Origin of the sequence: Halomonas sp. AOP7-E1-9, assembly GCF_052376035.1 — a bacterium.
In the GTDB taxonomy this organism is placed as follows: Bacteria; Pseudomonadota; Gammaproteobacteria; order Pseudomonadales; family Halomonadaceae; genus Vreelandella; species Vreelandella citrativorans.
The window spans coordinates 1-17248 of record NZ_JBQSVC010000032.1; the positions used below are offsets into that span (position 1 = coordinate 1).

Sequence of the window (17248 nt, forward strand, 5' to 3'; positions counted from 1 at the left end):
CCTCTCTGGACGAATTGGATAGTTTGGTAAAAGGCGCGCTGGCATCGGTAAAAGGGCTGGACCTGCATGAAGAACCAGTGCCTGTCTCCCTGGAGCAACTGCTTGAAGAACTGGCCGAGGCGCTTAGCTTGCAAGGGGGGGAGGTCAAGATTGAGCGCCAGAGTGCCGTCAACATCGAGCCGATTGTTGCCAAGCCTCTAGCGCTAAAGCGTTGCCTGGCCAATTTGCTTGAGAACGCGATTTTTTACGGTAAGCAGGCGGATATCTATCTGTTTGATGAGGAGGAAAGCGTCACCTTACAGATACGCGATTACGGCCCGGGCATTCCTGAAAAGCAGCTAGAACGCGTGTTTTCGCCCTTTGTAAGGCTGGAACCCTCTCGCAGCCGCCATACCGGTGGTAGCGGCTTGGGGTTAGGCATTGCCAAGCATATCGTCCGGGCACACGGTGGCAATATTCAGCTTGCCAACCATGCCGAACAAGGCCTAATCGTGACCCTTACGCTACCGCGTCAGGAAACTATTACGGGTTTGTAATAAACCTCCAACACTATGCAGCACTCGGTAACTCACGTTGCTGCTTTTCCTGGAGTAACCTTCTAAAGGCCGACCGTCCGAGAGGACAATAACAATATCAGGAGCGACGCAATGCCGATGTTTAAGAAAACCACCCTCGCACTCGCCTTAGCCGGGGCTACACTTGCCGCGACAGCTCACGCCGATGACGTCGAAGTACTTCACTGGTGGACCTCCGGCGGTGAAGCCCGCGCTGCCAACGTGCTTAAAGAGCTGATGGAAGCGGAAGGTTATGGCTGGCAGGATTTTGCTGTCGCCGGGGGCGGTGGTGAAACGGCGATGACCGTGCTCAAGTCGCGTGCCATGTCTGGGAATCCTCCTTCAGCGGCTCAAATCAAGGGGCCTGAAATCCAGGAGTGGGGCGAGCTGGGTCTGTTAGGTAATCTTGATGATGTCGCAGACGCCGAAGGCTGGAATGAACTGCTGCCTGAGGTTGTCGCCAATATCATGCGCTATGACGGTCAGTATGTGGCGGTACCTGCTAACGTCCACCGGGTGAACTGGCTTTGGGCCAACCCTGAAGTACTGGACGCTGCTGGGGTTGAAATGCCAACGACCCTGGACGAGCTGTTTGTCGCGGGAGAGGCCATTCGCGAAGCGGGCTTTGTGCCGCTGGCGCACGGTGGCCAAGCCTGGCAAGACGCTACGGTATTTGAAAGCGTGTTATTAGGTGGTCAAGGCAGTGAGTTTTACCAAGCGGCGTTGGTGGATTTAGATCCGGAAGCGCTGGGCGGCGATCAAATGATCGAGTCGCTGGAAGACTTTAAGCGTCTGCGTGAGCTAATGGACGAAGGTATGCCTGGGCGTGACTGGAACATTGCCACTGCGATGGTGATTGAAGGCGTGGCAGGTATGCAGTTGATGGGCGACTGGGCCAAAGGTGAGTTTACCGCGGCGGGACTGACAGCCGGTGAAGAGTATCTGTGTGCAGCGGCACCCGGCACTGAAGACGCATTTACCTTCAACATTGATAGTCTAGCCATGTTCCGGGTGACGGATGACGGCGAGCGTGAGGCACAACAGGCATTGGCACGTTTGGTACTTGAACCTACTTTCCAGGAAGCCTTCAACCTGGCGAAAGGCTCAATCCCAGCGCGTCCTGATCTGGAGATGAGCGAGTTCGATAGCTGTGCCCAGCAGTCGCTGGCCGATTTTCAGCGCACCGCTGAAGAGGGCGGTTTAGTGCCCAGTATGGCGCACGGTATGGCCGTTCGTGCGGATGTACAAGGGGCTATTTTTGACGTAGTAACTAACTACTTCAATAGCGCTGACATGACCGCTGAAGAAGCCGCTGAACGTATGGTAAGCGCAGCGCAAGCGGCTTCATTCTAACGCACTTTTCGCTTGGCTTAGCCTGACCCAGATAGGGGGCAGGCAATGCCGCCAGGAAATGCTGTAGGGCGCCGCCGCAACGGCGGCGCTTGAGTTTACGGGTAAGCCACTTCTTTTTATAAGAGTTACCTCCCCATGAAAAATACCTCTGCGCTGCGCTTAGGGCCTGGTGCCAAGCGGTCAACATCTTCTGGTGGTTTGCAGGCGTGGCTTCCGCGCCTGGTGTTGGCGCCGTCGGTAGCAATTTCGCTGTTTTTTGTTTACGGCTTTATGCTGTGGACCTTCGTGCTCTCGTTGACCAGCTCGCGCATGCTGCCCAGCTACGATTTTGTAGGCTTTGGTCAATATGCCCGTTTAATGGCGAACGATCGCTGGTGGGTTGCCTCCACTAACTTGATGATATTTGGCGTGCTGTTTGTGGCCATTTGTCTGGTGATCGGTGCGTTTTTGGCCATTTTGCTGGATCAAAAAATTCGCCAGGAAGGCGCACTGCGCACCATTTATCTCTACCCTATGGCGCTGTCATTCATCGTCACTGGCGTGGTGTGGAAGTGGTTGCTTAACCCACAGCTGGGTATTCAAGCGATGGTGCAGAGCTGGGGTTTTGAGTCCTTTCGCTTTGACTGGATTATTGACCCGGATATGGCGATCTACACGCTGGTCATTGCTGCCGTATGGCAGGCATCCGGGTTTGTCATGGCGCTGTTTCTGGCCGGGCTGCGCGGCATCGACGACAGCATTGTCAAAGCGGCTCAGTTAGATGGTGCAAGCCTGCCGCGCATTTACTGGCGTGTGGTAATGCCCTGCCTGCGCCCGGTGGTATTTAGTGCCGTAATGATTTTGGCGCATATTGCGATCAAAAGTTTTGACCTGGTAATTGCACTCACTGGCGGCGGGCCTGGGTACGCGACTGATTTACCGGCCACCTTTATGTATGCCCACGCGTTTAATCGCGCCCAGATTGGCTTGGGGTCTGCGAGTGCCATGCTCATGCTCGGGGGCGTGCTGGCGATTTTGATTCCTTATCTCTACTCCGAATTAAGGAGCCGTAAGCATGGATAATGTCATTCGTCGCCAAACCTTCGCGGCACGCTTGGGCCGGGGTGTGCTGTATGGCGTGCTGATTCTTGCTGCGCTGTTTTATATCCTGCCGCTTATCGTGATGTTGATGACCTCGGTGAAGCCGCTTAGTGAAATCAGCGCCGGGACACTTTTATCGTGGCCACAAAATCCGACCCTCGCGCCCTGGACAAAAGCCTGGGGAGAAGCCTGTACCGGCATGCGTTGCGATGGCGTCGGCGGTTATTTCTGGAACTCCTTTGCGATCGTTATACCCGCGGTATTGATCTCAACCACCATCGGCGCCCTTAACGGCTACGCGCTCACCAAATGGCGCTTTAAGGGGTCCGAATTGGTGTTTGCGTTAATGCTGTTCGGCTGCTTCATTCCCTTTCAGGTGGTGTTGCTGCCCATGGCGCAAACCCTGGGTTGGCTGGGCATTTCCAGCTCACGTGCTGGCTTGATACTGGTGCATGTGGTGTTTGGGATTGCGTTTACCACGCTCTTCTTCCGTAACTTTTATGTGGGTATTCCCAACGAGCTTGTGTCGGCTGCGAAGTTGGACGGCGCCGGATTCTTCCGCATTTTCTGGCGAATCCTGCTGCCGGTTTCTGCACCGATCATCGTCGTCTCGGTGATTTGGCAGTTCACTCAAATCTGGAATGACTTTTTGTTTGGCGTGGCCTTTTCGGCCCACAACACTCAGCCCGTGACCGTGGCACTTAATAATCTTGTCAACACTTCCACCGGCGTACGTGAATATAACGTCGATATGGCAGCGGCGATGATCGCAGCGCTACCCACCCTGGTGGTGTACGTACTGGCAGGCAAATACTTCGTGCGTGGGTTAACCGCCGGTTCCGTCAAAGGCTAGTTCTGAGAAGAGCCTGATAACAAAACAGGGTGTTTTTTATGTCGACATTAGAAATTCGCAACGTTCGTAAAGAGTTTGGCAGCGAGCGAGTGCTGAAAGACGTCAGTATTTCGATTAATTCCGGTGATTTTTTGATTCTGGTCGGGCCTTCTGGCTGCGGCAAGTCCACGCTAATGAACGCGATTGCCGGGCTTGAGCCGGTGACCAGCGGCCATATTTTGATTGATGGCGAAGACGTCACCTTTAACACGCCTGCCGAGCGCGATATCGCCATGGTGTTTCAGTCCTATGCGCTTTATCCCAGCATGACCGTGCGCCAGAACATTAGCTTCGGGTTAGAGATGCGTAAAGTGCCCAAAGCCGAACGCGAAGCCTCGGTAGAGCGCGTGGCAGATTTACTGCAAATCACTCACTTGCTGGAGCGCAAGCCTGCCCAGCTTTCCGGGGGGCAGCGCCAGCGGGTGGCGATGGGGCGGGCGCTGGCGCGGGAGCCCAAGGTCTATCTGTTCGATGAGCCGCTTTCTAACCTGGATGCCAAGCTGCGCGTTGATATGCGCACCGAAATCAAAAAGCTCCACCAGCGCCTAGGCACTACGATTGTTTACGTTACTCATGACCAGGTAGAAGCAATGACGCTGGCCGACTGCATTGCCGTCATGCGTGATGGCAATATCCTGCAGCTTGGCAGCCCTGATGAGGTTTATAACAATCCGGTCGATATGTTCGTGGCGGGCTTTATGGGGTCGCCCTCCATGAACTTTATTCGCGCGATGCTGGAAAAAGAGAACGGCCGCTACCAGCTGCGAATTACAACGCCAGGTGAGATGGATCTGCTGCTTCCCTGGCCTGAAAGCCGTGCGACGCCCGGTATGGATGAGCGTCTTAATCAACCGGTCATTCTTGGCCTGCGCCCAGAACACTTTAGCGAAGAGGATGTGCGTCTAACGGCGCAGGCTGAGGGCACGCTGCTGAACGCACATATCAGCGTGGTAGAGCCGACCGGCGCGGATATCCTGCTGCGGTTGCCGCTGGGCGAGCAGGAAGTTACTGCCCGCGTTGGTCCTAAATGCCCGGTTGTCGCCGGAACGCGCCTGGCGCTGCGTATTGATATGGAACAAGCCATTCTGTTTGATGCGGTGAGCGAGCAGCGAATCGCTTAGCCAGTGACTACTCCCTGGCCCGTGTGGCCGGGGCAGGCTCTTTATCCAACCGTTTGATCTGACGCCAGAGGTCCTGGCGCAGGTCGGCCATTCTGGGTTGCTCTTCGGGTATAAAGGCTACCGGGCGGCAGAGGCGTTGGGCGCGTAGCCCCAAACGGGCGCTGAGCAGCCCGGTGGCCAGGCCTTGGCTTGCGCGAGTGGAAATTCGGCCAGCCAGGTGCAGCGAGAGCATATCCATACTGGCATCGGCGGCGAGTTCGCTTACGCCTGCAAACGCCATGTTGCGCAACACATTTCTAAACAGACGTAAGCGGCTGGCGTAACCAAGTTCCAGGCCGTAAAGCCGGCATAACCTGTCGACCATGGCGAGACTGCGCCAGGCTACCAGCGCCATATCCACCAGCGTAAGGGGGCTGATTGCCACCATAATGGCGGTTTCCCCCGACATACGGGTTATCAGACGCTGCGCCTCACGATCGCGGGGTGCCAACAAGTGGTGGCGCAGCAGCGCCTGAACTTCCTCTCCGTTATGATGCGGCTCACAGGCGCGCTCAAACGCTTGCCAGTGGGGATCGTCCGCTGAAAGCTTTAATTGCTGGCGAAGCGCTTCGGCCATTTTCTTTGCCTGATGGGGCGAGCGTTGGGGCAGTTCAGCTAAATCGCTACGCAGTCGATCATGGCGTTTCAGACGCCTTAATCGGCCGAGTTCTCTGATCAGTGACATGCCCCCTAAGCCAATCAGACTGATGCCAAACAGCTGCCACGCCAAATTCATCCACGCTGACTGGGAAAGCGCATCGGGAATGCCGGTGGCCAGTTCGATGATGCCCAGCGTGGCTCCACCTGCCAAGGCAAACATTAACCCCCAGCGGCGTTTGCGTGGGGCGCCCAGGCTGGTAGCGGGCAACGCCTGTTCCTCGGCCGCCGTTATAAGGGGCTGGTCATCGTCGGTTGCTTCAAAGCGCTGCTGCTGGCGTAGGCGGGTTTCCTGCTCGGTAACCGTGTCGGGCGTATCGTGCAGGCGAAAATTACGCCGTGGCTGTGGGTCGGTCATGCGAGTTTATCTCCAATCAGCCAATCAATGGCGGCGTCCATTCGAATATGTGTCAGTGCATCCGATGTCGATGGCATGGGTCGAAAGCTGGGGAAGTCAAAGCCCTGGTGCTGCCAGAAGTTGGCATTGGGCAGGCGGGTCGGGACATCGCCTGGGTAAACCAGCACGTCTTCGCCCTCAAGCGTCGTGCCGCGTAGCGCCGAGGAGCGTTTTCCATCTTGCAATACTTCGCGTGCCTCGGTGGCCCGAATAGCAGCAAGCGACAGTGCTTTTACCGGCACGTTGGCAAAGCGTAAATCCTTCAGCGGTTCGGCTAGCAGCGCTTCCAGTAACTGTACAACATGGCCGTGCTGGTCTGGCGTTACGTGATCCGCTTTGGTGGCGGCGATGGCCAAACGGTCAATTTTGGGTGCGAACAGACGCGATAGCAGGCTGCGTTTGCCGTAGTCGAAGCTTTGCATTAATTGACGCAGCGCACGGGAAAGGTCCTCAAACCGTTCTGGCCCGGCGTTCAGTGCACCCAGTACATCGACCAGTACAATCTGGCGATCAAAACGCCTGAAATGATCACGATAGAAGGGCTTCACCACCTGTTGCTGATAGTAGCGAAAACGGGCAGCAAGCGTGGCGTAAAGGCTGCTTTGGGGCAGGTTGTTGAGCATTTCCCTGGAAGCATCAAGATGGGGCAGGGGGAAAAACTGCAGCACCGGGGCGCCCGCCAGCTCACCGGGAAGCAAAAAACGCCCTGGTTGAAGGTCCGAAAAGCCCGCTGCCTTGGCACGACGAAGCCCTTGCGCATAGGCATCAGCCAAGTGCGCCAGTTGCGCTTCGTCCGCTTCAGCAGCGGGGTCTAAAGCTTTCACCGCGTCTAACCACTCGCTGAAGAGTGCGCGCCGCTGCTCGCCTTCCAACAAGGGCTGGGCCTGGCACCAGCTGTAAAAATCGTGCTGCAGCAGCGGTAAATCGAGCAGCCATTCGCCCGGGTAATCAAACAGGTCCAGAGTTAAATGGGCGATATCCGGTGACAGCCAGCCGTTTTGCGCAGGCCGATAGCGCAACTGCAGGCGTAATTCGCTGATGCCCCGTGTCGGTTCGGGCCAGCGCGGCGGCGTATCGCGCAGTGCTGCCATGCCCGGGTCGTAGGGGAAGCGGGGGACGCCAAGATCGGGTTGATTAAGCCGCTGTGCGCCCAGTAAGCGGCCATCTCGGGCGGCGGGCAGTAAATCCAGCCTTGCCTCGACGCCCGCATGACGTAGCTGGTTCACCAACGAGGTTAAAAACGCCGTTTTGCCCGCTTGTGATAGCCCTGTTACCGCTAAGCGCAGCTGACGGTCTCGGCCTCGTTCCAGTAAGTTACTCAGTTCGCGGCTTAACGGCTGGCGCATCCTGGCGTTCCTTTTGTTAATCCTGAATTCAGAAGTCATGGGGCCGTGGCCGTAAGCGGCTCACGTAGTGAGCGAACATTAGTGGCTGGCGGCGTTGCAAACGTAATGGCTAATTTGGTTGCTAGCATAGTGAATAGCATAGCCAAGGGTTGATGAACCGTGCATTAACCGCGACTTAGCGTTGTCCCCAGCAGGTGCTGGGCGCCTGGTACCAGCCACACCGGGTCAAGGCGCGTGTTGGCGGCTTCAATGCACAAAAAATGGCGCGCGGCGTCAGCAGGTGTGTCGCCGGGAGGGTTCGCACCGGGGTGCCACACCACGGTTGAATCACTTGACTGCTTGGCAACGCGCAAGCGGCGCACGCCATCATCTAGAAGCACGGCTTCATTGCTGTGATAAATTCGGTCGATGCCGCCACGGATAGCCAGCGTGCCTTGTTGCTCGGACTCCGCAAAATCACGCAGTTTGTCCAGGTAACGGGCGCCCGCAAGACCTTCCACACGACACTGATGCACGTCATCAACGGCTAAATAGGTGTGCAGTGCACCGCTGGTTTTAACCGGCGCATCGCCGATATTTTCACTGATAAGCTCAACATTTAAGCGCTGCGCGTTGGCCTGAACCACCACGCGTGCGGTGAGTTGGTTGTGCAGAGGGTGCTCGGGAGAAAGGTGCACCTCAATTCCCTCTGCGTGCTCATCAACGGCGTCCAGCCGCCAACTGGCTTGGCGAGCCAAACCGTGGAATGGGCCGTCGCGCTCAGGACTTTCGTCGGCGTAGCGCTCGTCTGCAAACCAGGGCCAGCATAATGGGATGCCGCCGCGTATAACGTCGGGCATTGCGGGCGGTGTCGGTGTTACCCAAAGCCAGCCGGTATCATTGGCAGGTTTGAAGTGAAGCACTTGAGCACCTTGTAGGCTAATGGCAAGTTCGCCCCAGGGCATATTGAAAAGAGCGACATTGCGTCCTTCCCACGTCGCTATTTGCTGGCCGTCTACGCTAGCCATAAGAGTTACGAGTGAATCAGGGGTCATGAGCGTTCCTTAAAAGGGTGTGTATCAAATCAGGCAGGATTGTCGCGCTGTGTGCTATGGTAGGACAAGCATAATGAGTAGGTAAAACGCCTAGGTTGGCAGGTAAGAGACATAGGTAAAACCCTGAAAAGTGGATATCAAGGAGGCACTATGGGCTTTATTGCGTGGTTAATTATTGGTGGTTTGGCTGGCTGGATCGCTGGCAATATCATGCGCGGCGGCGGTTTCGGCATCCTGGGCAATATCGGTGTGGGTATCGTTGGGGCCGTGTTAGGTGGCTTTTTGTTTAGTTTGCTAGGCTTGCAGGCGGGCGGCTTTATTGGCTCGCTAGTGACCGCTACGGTAGGGGCTGTCGTACTGCTGTGGGTTATTAGTAAAGTGCGAAGTGCGTAGCGTTAAATAAAAGACGCCGTGCTTAAGCGGCGCACTGGTTCGATATCATTTGCTGCCCGGCCTTGTGTCGGGCAGTGTCGTTTTGCACCAATCGGTCAGTTTAGCTATCGGTCTTGCCACCACTTTCCGTTACACTAAGGCGCTTTGCTCTAGCGCACTGCTGGTAGATTTTTTGTTTCGAGGTGTCTCTTGGTCGACGCGTTAAACGCTTGGTGGGCCCAACAGCTGGTGCTGTGTGATTGGGCATTTACCCCGCATCCGCTCTCGGTGGATACGCAAGCTGCTGAGCAGCGTTTGCTGCAACTGGGTATTACCAGCCGTAACGAGCTGGCCGAACAGCTTTTTCATGCGTTAGGCGCTTCGACAGGAGAAGCGGACCGCTTATTGGGTGCGCTTGAGTGGTCGGCGTTGGCCGGGGCAGCAGGGTGGTTAAATGCCGATCAGGCTCATGCCTGGGCGCACCATGTTATCCGCCGTATTACCGCTGACTACAGCGATTTACGCGGCTGGCTTTCAGAGCTGCGCCGGGTGCTGGGCGCCAAGGGCTGGGAAACCGGCGCGGATGATCGTTTTATTGACGCCTGCCAGGCACTCTCAGCACTGGAAAGCGAAGACGAAGGGATTACCTGGCAAAGGCTTGAACATACGCTGGCACAGTTGCCCGCACCGGCGCCGTTATGGCCCCAGGCGACAGAAGCGCAGGTGTGGCGTTTATGTGCGCTGTTTCGCCCCATTATTAGCTACCCCGCAAACCGAGCCGATTGGCCGGAAGCCGACCACTGGCTTGAGCGCATTTGGCAGATCAATGACCGCGAGCAGCTACTCGAAGTGGCGCTATGGTTGAGCGCTCAGGGAGAGCGTCAGCGCTGGGATATTGAAGCTCGTGAGCTGCTGGGGATGGATAACGCCCAACGGCTTGCTTGGCAGCAGGATGAAATAGAAGACTCGCCCTACGCGGGTGTCCTCAACGCGTTTGTAAGCCAAGGCGAGCCGCTTGAGTGGGCCGCGTGGGACTGGCTGCGGCTGGTGGAGATTGCCTGGGCCGGTGCTTGCTGTGGTTGGTTAAGCCAGGCAGAAGCGGATGATCTTGCATGCCACGCAGCGGACCTAATGAATCATCGCTACCACGACTGGCGCGCTATTCTAAAAGCCTATATGCGCGGTCAGAGCCTTTTTGAGGGTGTCGACCGACGCGATATGACGCCTAATCCTCATCACGTCTTACTGCTCAACGCCGCACATAGCCCATGGGCCTGCCCGCCCTCTACGCTGTTGAATGAGACGAGTCGCCAAGCATCACAACAGCGTGTCAAAGCGTGGCGCAATACGTCCCATCACTGGCTGCTGGCGTTAGCGGGGGTACGTGAACCCGATGTCATGCTGCGCCAGCTAAACCCCGGCGCACCCATTGCCGAACAGCGCCGAGCAGATGCCGCGCTTTACCTTCAAGAGTCACTTGGCCTGCATGCGGATGAGGGCCCTGCTGTTCTAGCCCGTTACTGGCTGCCTGCCCAGGCACATCATCTTAATCAGTTAGCGGCCGATGCGGTGCACGGCGTGTTGCCACCATCACACACGCTGTTTGGTCAGCCCACGTCAGACGAGTTGAAGCAGCGTAATGCGGTGAAGGGTGTCAGCCGTCATGCGGCCACTATCCATATGGCGGAAAAGTTTGCCTTCTATTTGCACATGTCGCTGGATAGCGGTTTATTCGAGCGTGAGCCGCTGCTTGCTTATGCCCGTGAACTACGTAGCTGCTTGTGCCGTTTTTACCCTAACCCCAAGCGGTTGCTGGAAGCCTGGTTTGCCTGGGAAAGCTGCTTGCCGGAGCCTGAGCATACCTCGTTAATTAACGAGATCGCTTGGCACCTGGATGATCCAGGGAGCCTCTTTTACTGGCTGGACTGGCGCCCCGATGTCTGGTGCGAGCCAGGCGGGCGGCCAACGCTTACCCATTTTACGGCCATGTCACTGGTTGGGCCGCTTAATAGCGCCGTGTGGAGTGAGCCTCAGCCAGAAAGTGCGCGCGAGTGCGCGGACATTAAAGAGTGGGTGGAGAGTCACTATCACTTGAGTAGTGCCGCCGATATGCAAGAGTTTCTAACCTTTATGTTGGAGGCTGGCGACCGCCAGGAGTATCAGATCAACTATGCCCCCTATACGCTGAACCCGGAGCGTCTAGAGGCGGAAATCGCGATTCTGGAATCGGGTGACTGTGCCGAAGAAGATCGCCACCATCTGCTTCGCCTACGGCGTGTGCAGGGTAATGAAGATAGCTGTAATGATGTTGACATGGCCGCATGGGATATTGCTCAGCTTGTCGATTTGGCGATCGCTGCCCGGCAGTTGGGTTGGCTGGAAAGCCAGGCATTTGCCGAGGTGCTGGACCGTGCGCACCATTTGGCGGCTAATCACTATGCTGGCTGGCAAGAGTATGCCGCAGGAATGTATGCTGGATTCTCGTTTTTTATGGGTGAAACACCCGAACGTGACAGCTTTTTAGCCGGATTTCGTCAAGCCATGGTGGCTTGGGTGTGCGGTGCACCGATCCTTGCGGGCCCTTGGGCAAGCCTCGATTTTCCGGGTAATAAACCGCGCCATTTTGCGCCGCTGCATATCGACACCTTACCCGGTGATTCACGAACATTACATTGAGACTCGCCAACCATGCATTGTCTAGCTTATAGTTTAACGCGTGTTAATTACCCTACCTTCACCATAATAGTACGAGGTTAATCGCATGGTTGCGTTGCCACACCCCGCTGTGACCGCTGTCCGTGTTGTAAGTGTTTGTGTTGTCATTGCTTTTCTGACTGGCTGTGCAGGCTCTTCGCATCAATCTATCGAGCCGCCCGAGGACTATTTCTCGATGACGCTGCCAGGAATGGCGAAAGGCGTTAGTCCTCAGATGTCACCCGTCAGTAATTCATTAGACCAGCTACGTAGTTTTCAGACACCACCACCGACTCTGGTGCGCCAGGCACTACTGGAACAGCACCAGCGATGGTCGGGGACGCCTTACCGCATCGGCGGGACGTCAGAGCGAGGAATCGACTGTTCGGCGCTGGTACGTAATGTTTATCGCGATACGTTTAATTTAGAACTACCCCGTTCCACTTCGGGCCAGATACATGAGGGACGCTCGATCGACCGCCAAGAGCTGCAGGCGGGCGATCTGGTTTTCTTCCGTCCGCCAGGGCGTTATAACCATGTGGGTATCTATGTCGGAGATGGCTACTTTTTACATGCCTCTACCTCACAAGGCGTCATCATTTCCAGTTTGGATAACAGCTACTGGCAGCGTTATTACTGGCAGTCACGTCGGGCGCTGGAACCCACCAACCTTGCTTATTTAGGCAGTAACTTCACGCCGTGAAGGGGCAGGGCTGTTGGCGTTTCGCTTCCAGCCCCGCAAGTTGTCTACTCCTGGGAATGGCATGATTGAAGCCAAAACACGCGCTTGGTGGCGAGCAACAGTGGCCCTGTGTTTAGGGTCATTTCTGGTATTTATTAATCTGTATGTTCCTCAACCGTTACTGCCCGAGCTTAAAACGGCCTACGAGGTGTCTACCTTAGGCGTCAGCCTGCTGATGTCGGTTGCTACGCTGTCGCTTGCCTTGTCCCTGTTGGTCTTTGGACCGCTTTCCGATGCGATAGGCCGTGAAGGCATTATGCGTATCACGCTACTACTGGCGGGGGGCTGTTCGCTGGCGCTGGCATTTGCTCCGAACTTTGAAAGTCTGCTACTGCTTCGCTTGGTTCAGGGATTTGTATTAGGCGGTCTACCCGCCGTTGCCATTGCCTGGATGGGCGATGCCTTTGAAAAGTCTGCGCTGCTAAGCGCCGTAGGGCTCTATATTGGCGCCAATACGTTGGGCGGTATTAGCGGTCGGGTCGTAGGGGGTGCCGTCGCGGAGATAGGTGGGCCCTCTGCCTCCTTTATTGTGGTTGGGGTGATGACTCTGGTTGGCTGCGCGGTATTTTGGCGCTTATTGCCTAATAGCCATGCGTTTGAGCCCAAGCGTTTTCAGCTTCGCCGCGCGCTGGCAGACCTGGCCGGGCATTTGCGCAACCCGGTGCTGCTTGCAGCCTACTGCCTGGGCGGCATCAATTTTCTTATCTTTATCAATCAATATAGCTACATCACCTTTCGCTTGGCCGCTACTCCTTATGCGCTGGCAGCGAGCGGACTGGGGCTGATTTTCCTGACCTATTTGGGCGGCACTTTTGCATCGGCTATTTCTGGCCGACTGGCCGAGCGCACGTCTCCTGCTACCTGCATGATGGCAGGCGTGGCGATTCTGATGGCAGGTACCGCCGTTACTCTGAATGATTCGCTGGTGCTAATTATTGTCGGTCTAACGATTAATGCGTTTGGTTTTTTCTTAACGCACTCACTGGCGTCCAGCTGGGTGGGGCGCTATGCCCAAGGCGCGCGTGGCAGCGCATCAGCCCTTTATCTGGTGTTTTATTATGTAGGTGCAAGTCTCGGCGGCTTCTGGCTGGAGCCTTTCTGGCAGGGAGCTGGCTGGCTTGGTGTGGCCTGGGCTTCGTGGATTCTATTAACGGTTACGTTAACCATCACGCTAGGAATGCGCTATTTCGAGCGCCGTTGCTGCCTTTAAAGAAGGCATAAAAAAGGCAGCCCGCAGGCTGCCTTTTTAGCAAACGTGGGCACTTAGTGCTCAACGCCACCTTCGCCGTGCACATGACCGTGCTCGGTTTCTTCCTGGCTTGCTTCACGTACGGTTGCAATCTCAACGTCAAAGTTAAGTTGCTGGCCTGCCAGCGGGTGATTGCCGTCAACGATGACGGTATCGCCTTCGATGTTCTTAACGGTCACCATCAGTGGGCCGCCTTGAGTCTGGGCTTGGAACTGCATGCCCGGCTCAATGTTTTCAACGCCCTGAAAAGCATCACGCGGTACTTCTTGTACTAGTTGCTCTTGAACTTCGCCGTAGCCCTCTTCGGGGGATACTTTAACGTTCAGCTTGTCGCCCGCTGCGCGGCCTTCCAGCTCTTTCTCCAGGCCCGGAATGATGTTGCCAGCGCCATGAAGATACGTGAGCGGCTCACGGCCTTCGGAACTGTCGAGCACCTCACCTGCATCGTTGGTCAGGGTATAGTGGAACGCGACAACCGAGTTTTGCGCAATTTGCATTGGATAACCTTTCGGTGAGTGCATGTCCCAATATGGTAACGCGTGAGGCGCGGCTTGTCAGGGGGGGAAGCCGGGTTTTTACGCCTACTCGCTAATAGTGGTGTTGCGCCTTGCAGTCACCGGGGATACCCTAAGCCAACAACTTTTCCCACTTTAAGATCACTCTCACTGGAGCTTGCTATGACAATCTTCTTTATTTGGCTTATTGCATTTGTCCTGATTGCCTACTTTGCTAATCAGAAGTGGAACAATGGCATCAGCCAAGGCCTGGACCGGCTTTTGCCTGACGTGATGAAAAGCCACGGCGATAATCGCTACTTGTGGGTAACGACGCTGGCTGTATTAGGCGCAACAACGCTGGTTCGTCCGGTGGATATTTTGCTTGTGGCTATTTTACTGGCGTTGGTTGGTTGGGTAATTGTGAAGCTGGCCGATTGGGCGAGCAGTATGTCGCACTAATTAAGCTATCAAGCGGCGAATGTCATTGCCGCTATGAAAATAAAAATGCCCGGCTAAAGATAGCCGGGCATTTTTTGCATTAAAACAAATAGCTCACTCAGCGTGGTAAATGTTCATCTTACCTGGCCTACAAGCCCGAGACCTATAAACCCAAGCCTATCGGCGAAGCGCTATTAATACGGAGCGACGCTTACGTTTGAGCCACTACCGATCAGGCGAACGCGCTGGCCTGCCTGGTAGGCGTGATCAGCTCCTTGTACCACCACCACGTCGCTTCCATCATCAAGGCGGATTTCCATTTCCAGTGCGCTGATGCGGTTGGCGCGGTCTTCAGCAGCGGTGCCCGCAATCGTACCACCCAGAGCGCCGGCAACGGTTGCCAACTGACGACCTGAACCGCCACCCACTTGGCTACCCAAAAGGCCACCAATGATGGCGCCGCCGCCACTGCCCAGCAAGCCTCCCGCACGGCTATCCGCCTGAATTTGTACAGGTCTTACCGCTACAATGGTGCCATAGGTAACGCTTTGGCTGGTTTTGGCTTGGTTGCCGCGATACACATCACCTGAGTAGGGAGCTGTATTGGCACACCCGGCCAAGGTCAGGATGCTTAACGCAGCAACAGGTAGTAAACGTTTCATTAAAACCTCCAAAGTATGCAGCTTAAAAAAGTAGTAATCAGGTGCTTCAAGGGTAGAACAATGCTTATAAAAAGTAACTGAATTGACTAATTAAGACCAGAGAATATCAAAAGGCCGTAAATCCCAGTGTAGACAGAGAATAAGAAAACAGTGTGCATGCCTAACAATAAAAAAAGGAGGCTAAAAAGCCTCCTGAGATAAAGATACTTCGTCGTAGAGTGCGTGTACGGCTAAATTAGCCAAACTGGTTCATTGTATTATCTTTGCCGCCTGCTTTAAGCGCTGCGTCGCCGTGGAAGAATTCCTTATGGTCATCGCCAATATTAGATCCTGCCATGTCTTGATGTTTTACCGTGGCAATCCCTTGGCGAATCTCTTCTCGCTGAACACCTTGTACGTAGGCCAGCATACCCTCTTTACCAAAGTATCCCTTGGCCAGGTTGTCGGTTGAAAGCGCCGCAGTGTGGTAGGTGGGCAGCGTAATAAGATGGTGAAAAATACCCGCTTCACGGGAAGAGTCACGCTGGAAATTGCGCGTCCATTCATCCGCCAACTGGCCAAGCTCGGTAGTGTCGTACTCGACACTCATTAGCTTGTCACGTTGATAGGCGGACACATCCTTACCCTCGGCTTGCCAGGCATCGAACACCTGCTGACGGAAATTGAGCGTCCAGTTGAAAGAGGGCGAGTTGTTGTAAACCAGCTTGGCATCGGGCACCACTTCACGGATACGGTTGACCATGCTGGCAATTTGCCCAACGTGAGGCTTTTCCGTTTCAATCCACAGCAAGTCGGCGCCATTTTGCAGGCTGGTAATACAGTCAAGAATGACGCGGTCTTCACCCGATCCAGCTTTAAACTGATATAGCCCTGATGCCAAACGCTTGGGCTTGACCAGCTTGCCGTGTTGCTTGATAACCACATCGCCATTATTGATATCGGCAGCATTCTCGATAACGTCACCATCCAGAAAGCTGTTGTACTGATCGCCGAGGTCGCCTGGCTCATGGGTCACGGCAATCTTCTGGGTCAGCCCGGCGCCCAGCGAGTCCGTACGAGCAACGATAACGCCATCTTCCACGCCGAGCTCAAGAAACGCGTACCGGACAGCGTTAATTTTGGCTAGAAAATCCTCGTGCGGAACCGTGACCTTGCCATCCTGGTGGCCGCACTGTTTCTCGTCGGACACCTGGTTTTCGAGCTGAATGCAGCATGCGCCGGCTTGAATAAACTTCTTCGCTAGCAGGTAGGTGGCTTCCGCATTACCAAAACCGGCATCAATGTCGGCAATAATAGGCACGATATGAGTATCATAATTGTCGATTTTGCTAATGACTTCCTGCTCTTTGGCGCTGTCACCGCTGGTTTTTGCGTCGTCCAGGGCGCGGAAAAGATGGTTAAGCTCCCAGGCATCGGCCTGCTTCAAGAAGGTGTAAAGCTCTTCAATCAGATTGGCGACCGAGGTTTTCTCATGCATGGACTGGTCGGGAAGAGGGCCAAATTCGGAACGTAAGGCAGCGACCATCCAGCCGGAAAGGTAGAGGTAGCGGCGTTTGGTGGTGCCGAAATGCTTTTTGACGGAGATCATCTTCTGCTGACCAATAAAGCCGTGCCAGCAGCCTAGTGACTGCGTGTACTGTGCCGTATCGGCATCGTAGGCAGCCATGTCATTGCGCATTATTTCGGCGGTATAGCGCGCAATATCGAGCCCTGTATGAAAACGGTTTTGAGCACGCATCCGCGCTGCATGTTCAGGCTTAATCGCCTCCCACTTGCCGCTTTGGGCCTCACGTAATTGAGCGATGGCTTTAATATCGTTAAGTAGTCCAGACATGAGCAATTCCTCCAGGGTTAAATAGCACTTCGCAAGGTTGTGTGTTGGTGCTGCACTTGCGAAAACGTTATCAGCGGCTACCGGCTGTAAGGCGTGGTTTCTGTCTAGGCAGAGATACCTGGTAGCGCTGCAGTGCAATAACTATTGACGACAAGGAGGGATTCAACAATTGACACTTGGAGGCAGACGGGGTTGTAACTTGACGACAGAGGGTTAACAAAATGGTGTGTTTGTGTAGTCGTTTTTCGTCAGGTGTGTAACTGGCCCATAAAAAAACGCCACCCGAA

Annotated in this window: 16 protein-coding genes; 10 read left to right on the forward strand and 6 right to left on the reverse strand. The window is 55.2% G+C overall.

The window, feature by feature from the left end:
- From ACT3R4_RS14980 to ACT3R4_RS15000, 5 genes are all read left to right on the forward strand, one after another.
- Positions 1 to 536 (forward strand): sensor histidine kinase (locus ACT3R4_RS14980; RefSeq protein WP_496201228.1); only part of this gene is annotated, 536 nt, incomplete at its 5' end.
- Between the two features lie 111 nt (positions 537 to 647).
- Complete coding sequence (locus ACT3R4_RS14985; RefSeq protein WP_441679561.1) at positions 648 to 1907, forward strand: ABC transporter substrate-binding protein; 1260 nt, start codon at positions 648 to 650, stop codon at positions 1905 to 1907.
- A gap of 135 nt (positions 1908 to 2042) precedes the next feature.
- Positions 2043 to 2969, forward strand: coding sequence for a carbohydrate ABC transporter permease (locus ACT3R4_RS14990; RefSeq protein ID WP_192527813.1), 927 nt, complete (start codon positions 2043 to 2045; stop codon positions 2967 to 2969).
- On the forward strand, positions 2962 to 3840 hold the full coding sequence (locus ACT3R4_RS14995) for a carbohydrate ABC transporter permease (protein WP_441679560.1): 879 nt from the start codon (positions 2962 to 2964) through the stop codon (positions 3838 to 3840). Before ACT3R4_RS14990 ends, ACT3R4_RS14995 begins: the two co-directional genes overlap by 8 nt.
- Before the next feature lie 38 nt (positions 3841 to 3878).
- Positions 3879 to 5000, forward strand: a complete 1122-nt coding sequence (locus tag ACT3R4_RS15000) for an ABC transporter ATP-binding protein (protein WP_172117196.1) — start codon at positions 3879 to 3881, stop codon at positions 4998 to 5000.
- Positions 5001 to 5007: 7 nt separating this feature from the next.
- Here the strand turns inward: ACT3R4_RS15000 and ACT3R4_RS15005 are convergent, their stop codons facing one another.
- From ACT3R4_RS15005 to ACT3R4_RS15015, 3 genes are all read right to left on the reverse strand, one after another.
- Positions 5008 to 6054 carry a YcjF family protein gene (locus ACT3R4_RS15005; protein WP_441679558.1) on the reverse strand — a complete coding sequence of 349 codons (1047 nt, stop codon included), beginning with the start codon at positions 6052 to 6054 and terminating at the stop codon, positions 5008 to 5010.
- The gene (locus ACT3R4_RS15010) at positions 6051 to 7439 is read right to left on the reverse strand and encodes a YcjX family GTP-binding protein (protein ID WP_441679556.1); all 1389 of its coding nucleotides are present in this window, start codon (positions 7437 to 7439) and stop codon (positions 6051 to 6053) included. Before ACT3R4_RS15010 ends, ACT3R4_RS15005 begins: the two co-directional genes overlap by 4 nt.
- Before the next feature lie 164 nt (positions 7440 to 7603).
- A complete protein-coding gene (locus ACT3R4_RS15015; protein ID WP_441679554.1) occupies positions 7604 to 8473 on the reverse strand; it encodes a D-hexose-6-phosphate mutarotase in 870 nt (289 codons plus the stop codon).
- A 150-nt stretch (positions 8474 to 8623) separates the two neighbouring features.
- Between ACT3R4_RS15015 and ACT3R4_RS15020 the strand changes: the two genes are divergently transcribed.
- The 4 genes from ACT3R4_RS15020 (at position 8624) to ACT3R4_RS15035 (ending at position 13491) form a co-directional block, all read left to right on the forward strand.
- On the forward strand, positions 8624 to 8866 hold the full coding sequence (locus ACT3R4_RS15020; RefSeq protein WP_192527808.1) for a GlsB/YeaQ/YmgE family stress response membrane protein: 243 nt from the start codon (positions 8624 to 8626) through the stop codon (positions 8864 to 8866).
- A 189-nt stretch (positions 8867 to 9055) separates the two neighbouring features.
- The gene (locus ACT3R4_RS15025) at positions 9056 to 11521 is read left to right on the forward strand and encodes a DUF1266 domain-containing protein (RefSeq protein ID WP_441679553.1); all 2466 of its coding nucleotides are present in this window, start codon (positions 9056 to 9058) and stop codon (positions 11519 to 11521) included.
- Positions 11522 to 11606: 85 nt separating this feature from the next.
- Positions 11607 to 12242, forward strand: coding sequence for a C40 family peptidase (locus ACT3R4_RS15030; protein ID WP_441679552.1), 636 nt, complete (start codon positions 11607 to 11609; stop codon positions 12240 to 12242).
- Between the two features lie 61 nt (positions 12243 to 12303).
- The gene (locus ACT3R4_RS15035) at positions 12304 to 13491 is read left to right on the forward strand and encodes an MFS transporter (protein ID WP_441679551.1); all 1188 of its coding nucleotides are present in this window, start codon (positions 12304 to 12306) and stop codon (positions 13489 to 13491) included.
- Between the two features lie 53 nt (positions 13492 to 13544).
- On the opposite strand, the gene ACT3R4_RS15040 is transcribed toward ACT3R4_RS15035, so the two are convergent.
- Positions 13545 to 14027 (reverse strand): FKBP-type peptidyl-prolyl cis-trans isomerase, encoded by a 483-nt coding sequence (locus ACT3R4_RS15040; RefSeq protein ID WP_087106225.1) that lies wholly within the window; start codon positions 14025 to 14027, stop codon positions 13545 to 13547.
- 180 nt (positions 14028 to 14207) lie between these two features.
- On the opposite strand from ACT3R4_RS15040, the gene ACT3R4_RS15045 reads away from it, so the two are divergent.
- Entirely contained in the window at positions 14208 to 14486 is a 279-nt protein-coding gene (locus ACT3R4_RS15045) for a hypothetical protein (RefSeq protein ID WP_087106223.1), read from the forward strand.
- A gap of 173 nt (positions 14487 to 14659) precedes the next feature.
- Here the strand turns inward: ACT3R4_RS15045 and ACT3R4_RS15050 are convergent, their stop codons facing one another.
- The gene (locus ACT3R4_RS15050; RefSeq protein WP_087106221.1) at positions 14660 to 15127 is read right to left on the reverse strand and encodes an outer membrane lipoprotein; all 468 of its coding nucleotides are present in this window, start codon (positions 15125 to 15127) and stop codon (positions 14660 to 14662) included.
- A gap of 235 nt (positions 15128 to 15362) precedes the next feature.
- A complete protein-coding gene (locus ACT3R4_RS15055) occupies positions 15363 to 16961 on the reverse strand; it encodes an isocitrate lyase (protein WP_441679549.1) in 1599 nt (532 codons plus the stop codon).
- Positions 16962 to 17248 lie beyond the last annotated feature (287 nt).

Coding starts and splice junctions, on each gene's coding strand:
- ACT3R4_RS15050 (WP_087106221.1), bottom strand. CDS start 15,127: ATGAAACGTTTACTACCTGTTGCTGCGTTAAGCATCCTGACCTTGGCC.
- ACT3R4_RS15000 (WP_172117196.1), top strand. CDS start 3,879: ATGTCGACATTAGAAATTCGCAACGTTCGTAAAGAGTTTGGCAGCGAG.
- ACT3R4_RS15035 (WP_441679551.1), top strand. CDS start 12,304: ATGATTGAAGCCAAAACACGCGCTTGGTGGCGAGCAACAGTGGCCCTG.
- ACT3R4_RS15010 (WP_441679556.1), bottom strand. CDS start 7,439: ATGCGCCAGCCGTTAAGCCGCGAACTGAGTAACTTACTGGAACGAGGC.
- ACT3R4_RS15055 (WP_441679549.1), bottom strand. CDS start 16,961: ATGTCTGGACTACTTAACGATATTAAAGCCATCGCTCAATTACGTGAG.
- ACT3R4_RS14985 (WP_441679561.1), top strand. CDS start 648: ATGCCGATGTTTAAGAAAACCACCCTCGCACTCGCCTTAGCCGGGGCT.
- ACT3R4_RS15005 (WP_441679558.1), bottom strand. CDS start 6,054: ATGACCGACCCACAGCCACGGCGTAATTTTCGCCTGCACGATACGCCC.
- ACT3R4_RS14990 (WP_192527813.1), top strand. CDS start 2,043: ATGAAAAATACCTCTGCGCTGCGCTTAGGGCCTGGTGCCAAGCGGTCA.
- ACT3R4_RS14995 (WP_441679560.1), top strand. CDS start 2,962: ATGGATAATGTCATTCGTCGCCAAACCTTCGCGGCACGCTTGGGCCGG.
- ACT3R4_RS15040 (WP_087106225.1), bottom strand. CDS start 14,027: ATGCAAATTGCGCAAAACTCGGTTGTCGCGTTCCACTATACCCTGACC.
- ACT3R4_RS15030 (WP_441679552.1), top strand. CDS start 11,607: ATGGTTGCGTTGCCACACCCCGCTGTGACCGCTGTCCGTGTTGTAAGT.
- ACT3R4_RS15045 (WP_087106223.1), top strand. CDS start 14,208: ATGACAATCTTCTTTATTTGGCTTATTGCATTTGTCCTGATTGCCTAC.
- ACT3R4_RS15020 (WP_192527808.1), top strand. CDS start 8,624: ATGGGCTTTATTGCGTGGTTAATTATTGGTGGTTTGGCTGGCTGGATC.
- ACT3R4_RS15015 (WP_441679554.1), bottom strand. CDS start 8,473: ATGACCCCTGATTCACTCGTAACTCTTATGGCTAGCGTAGACGGCCAG.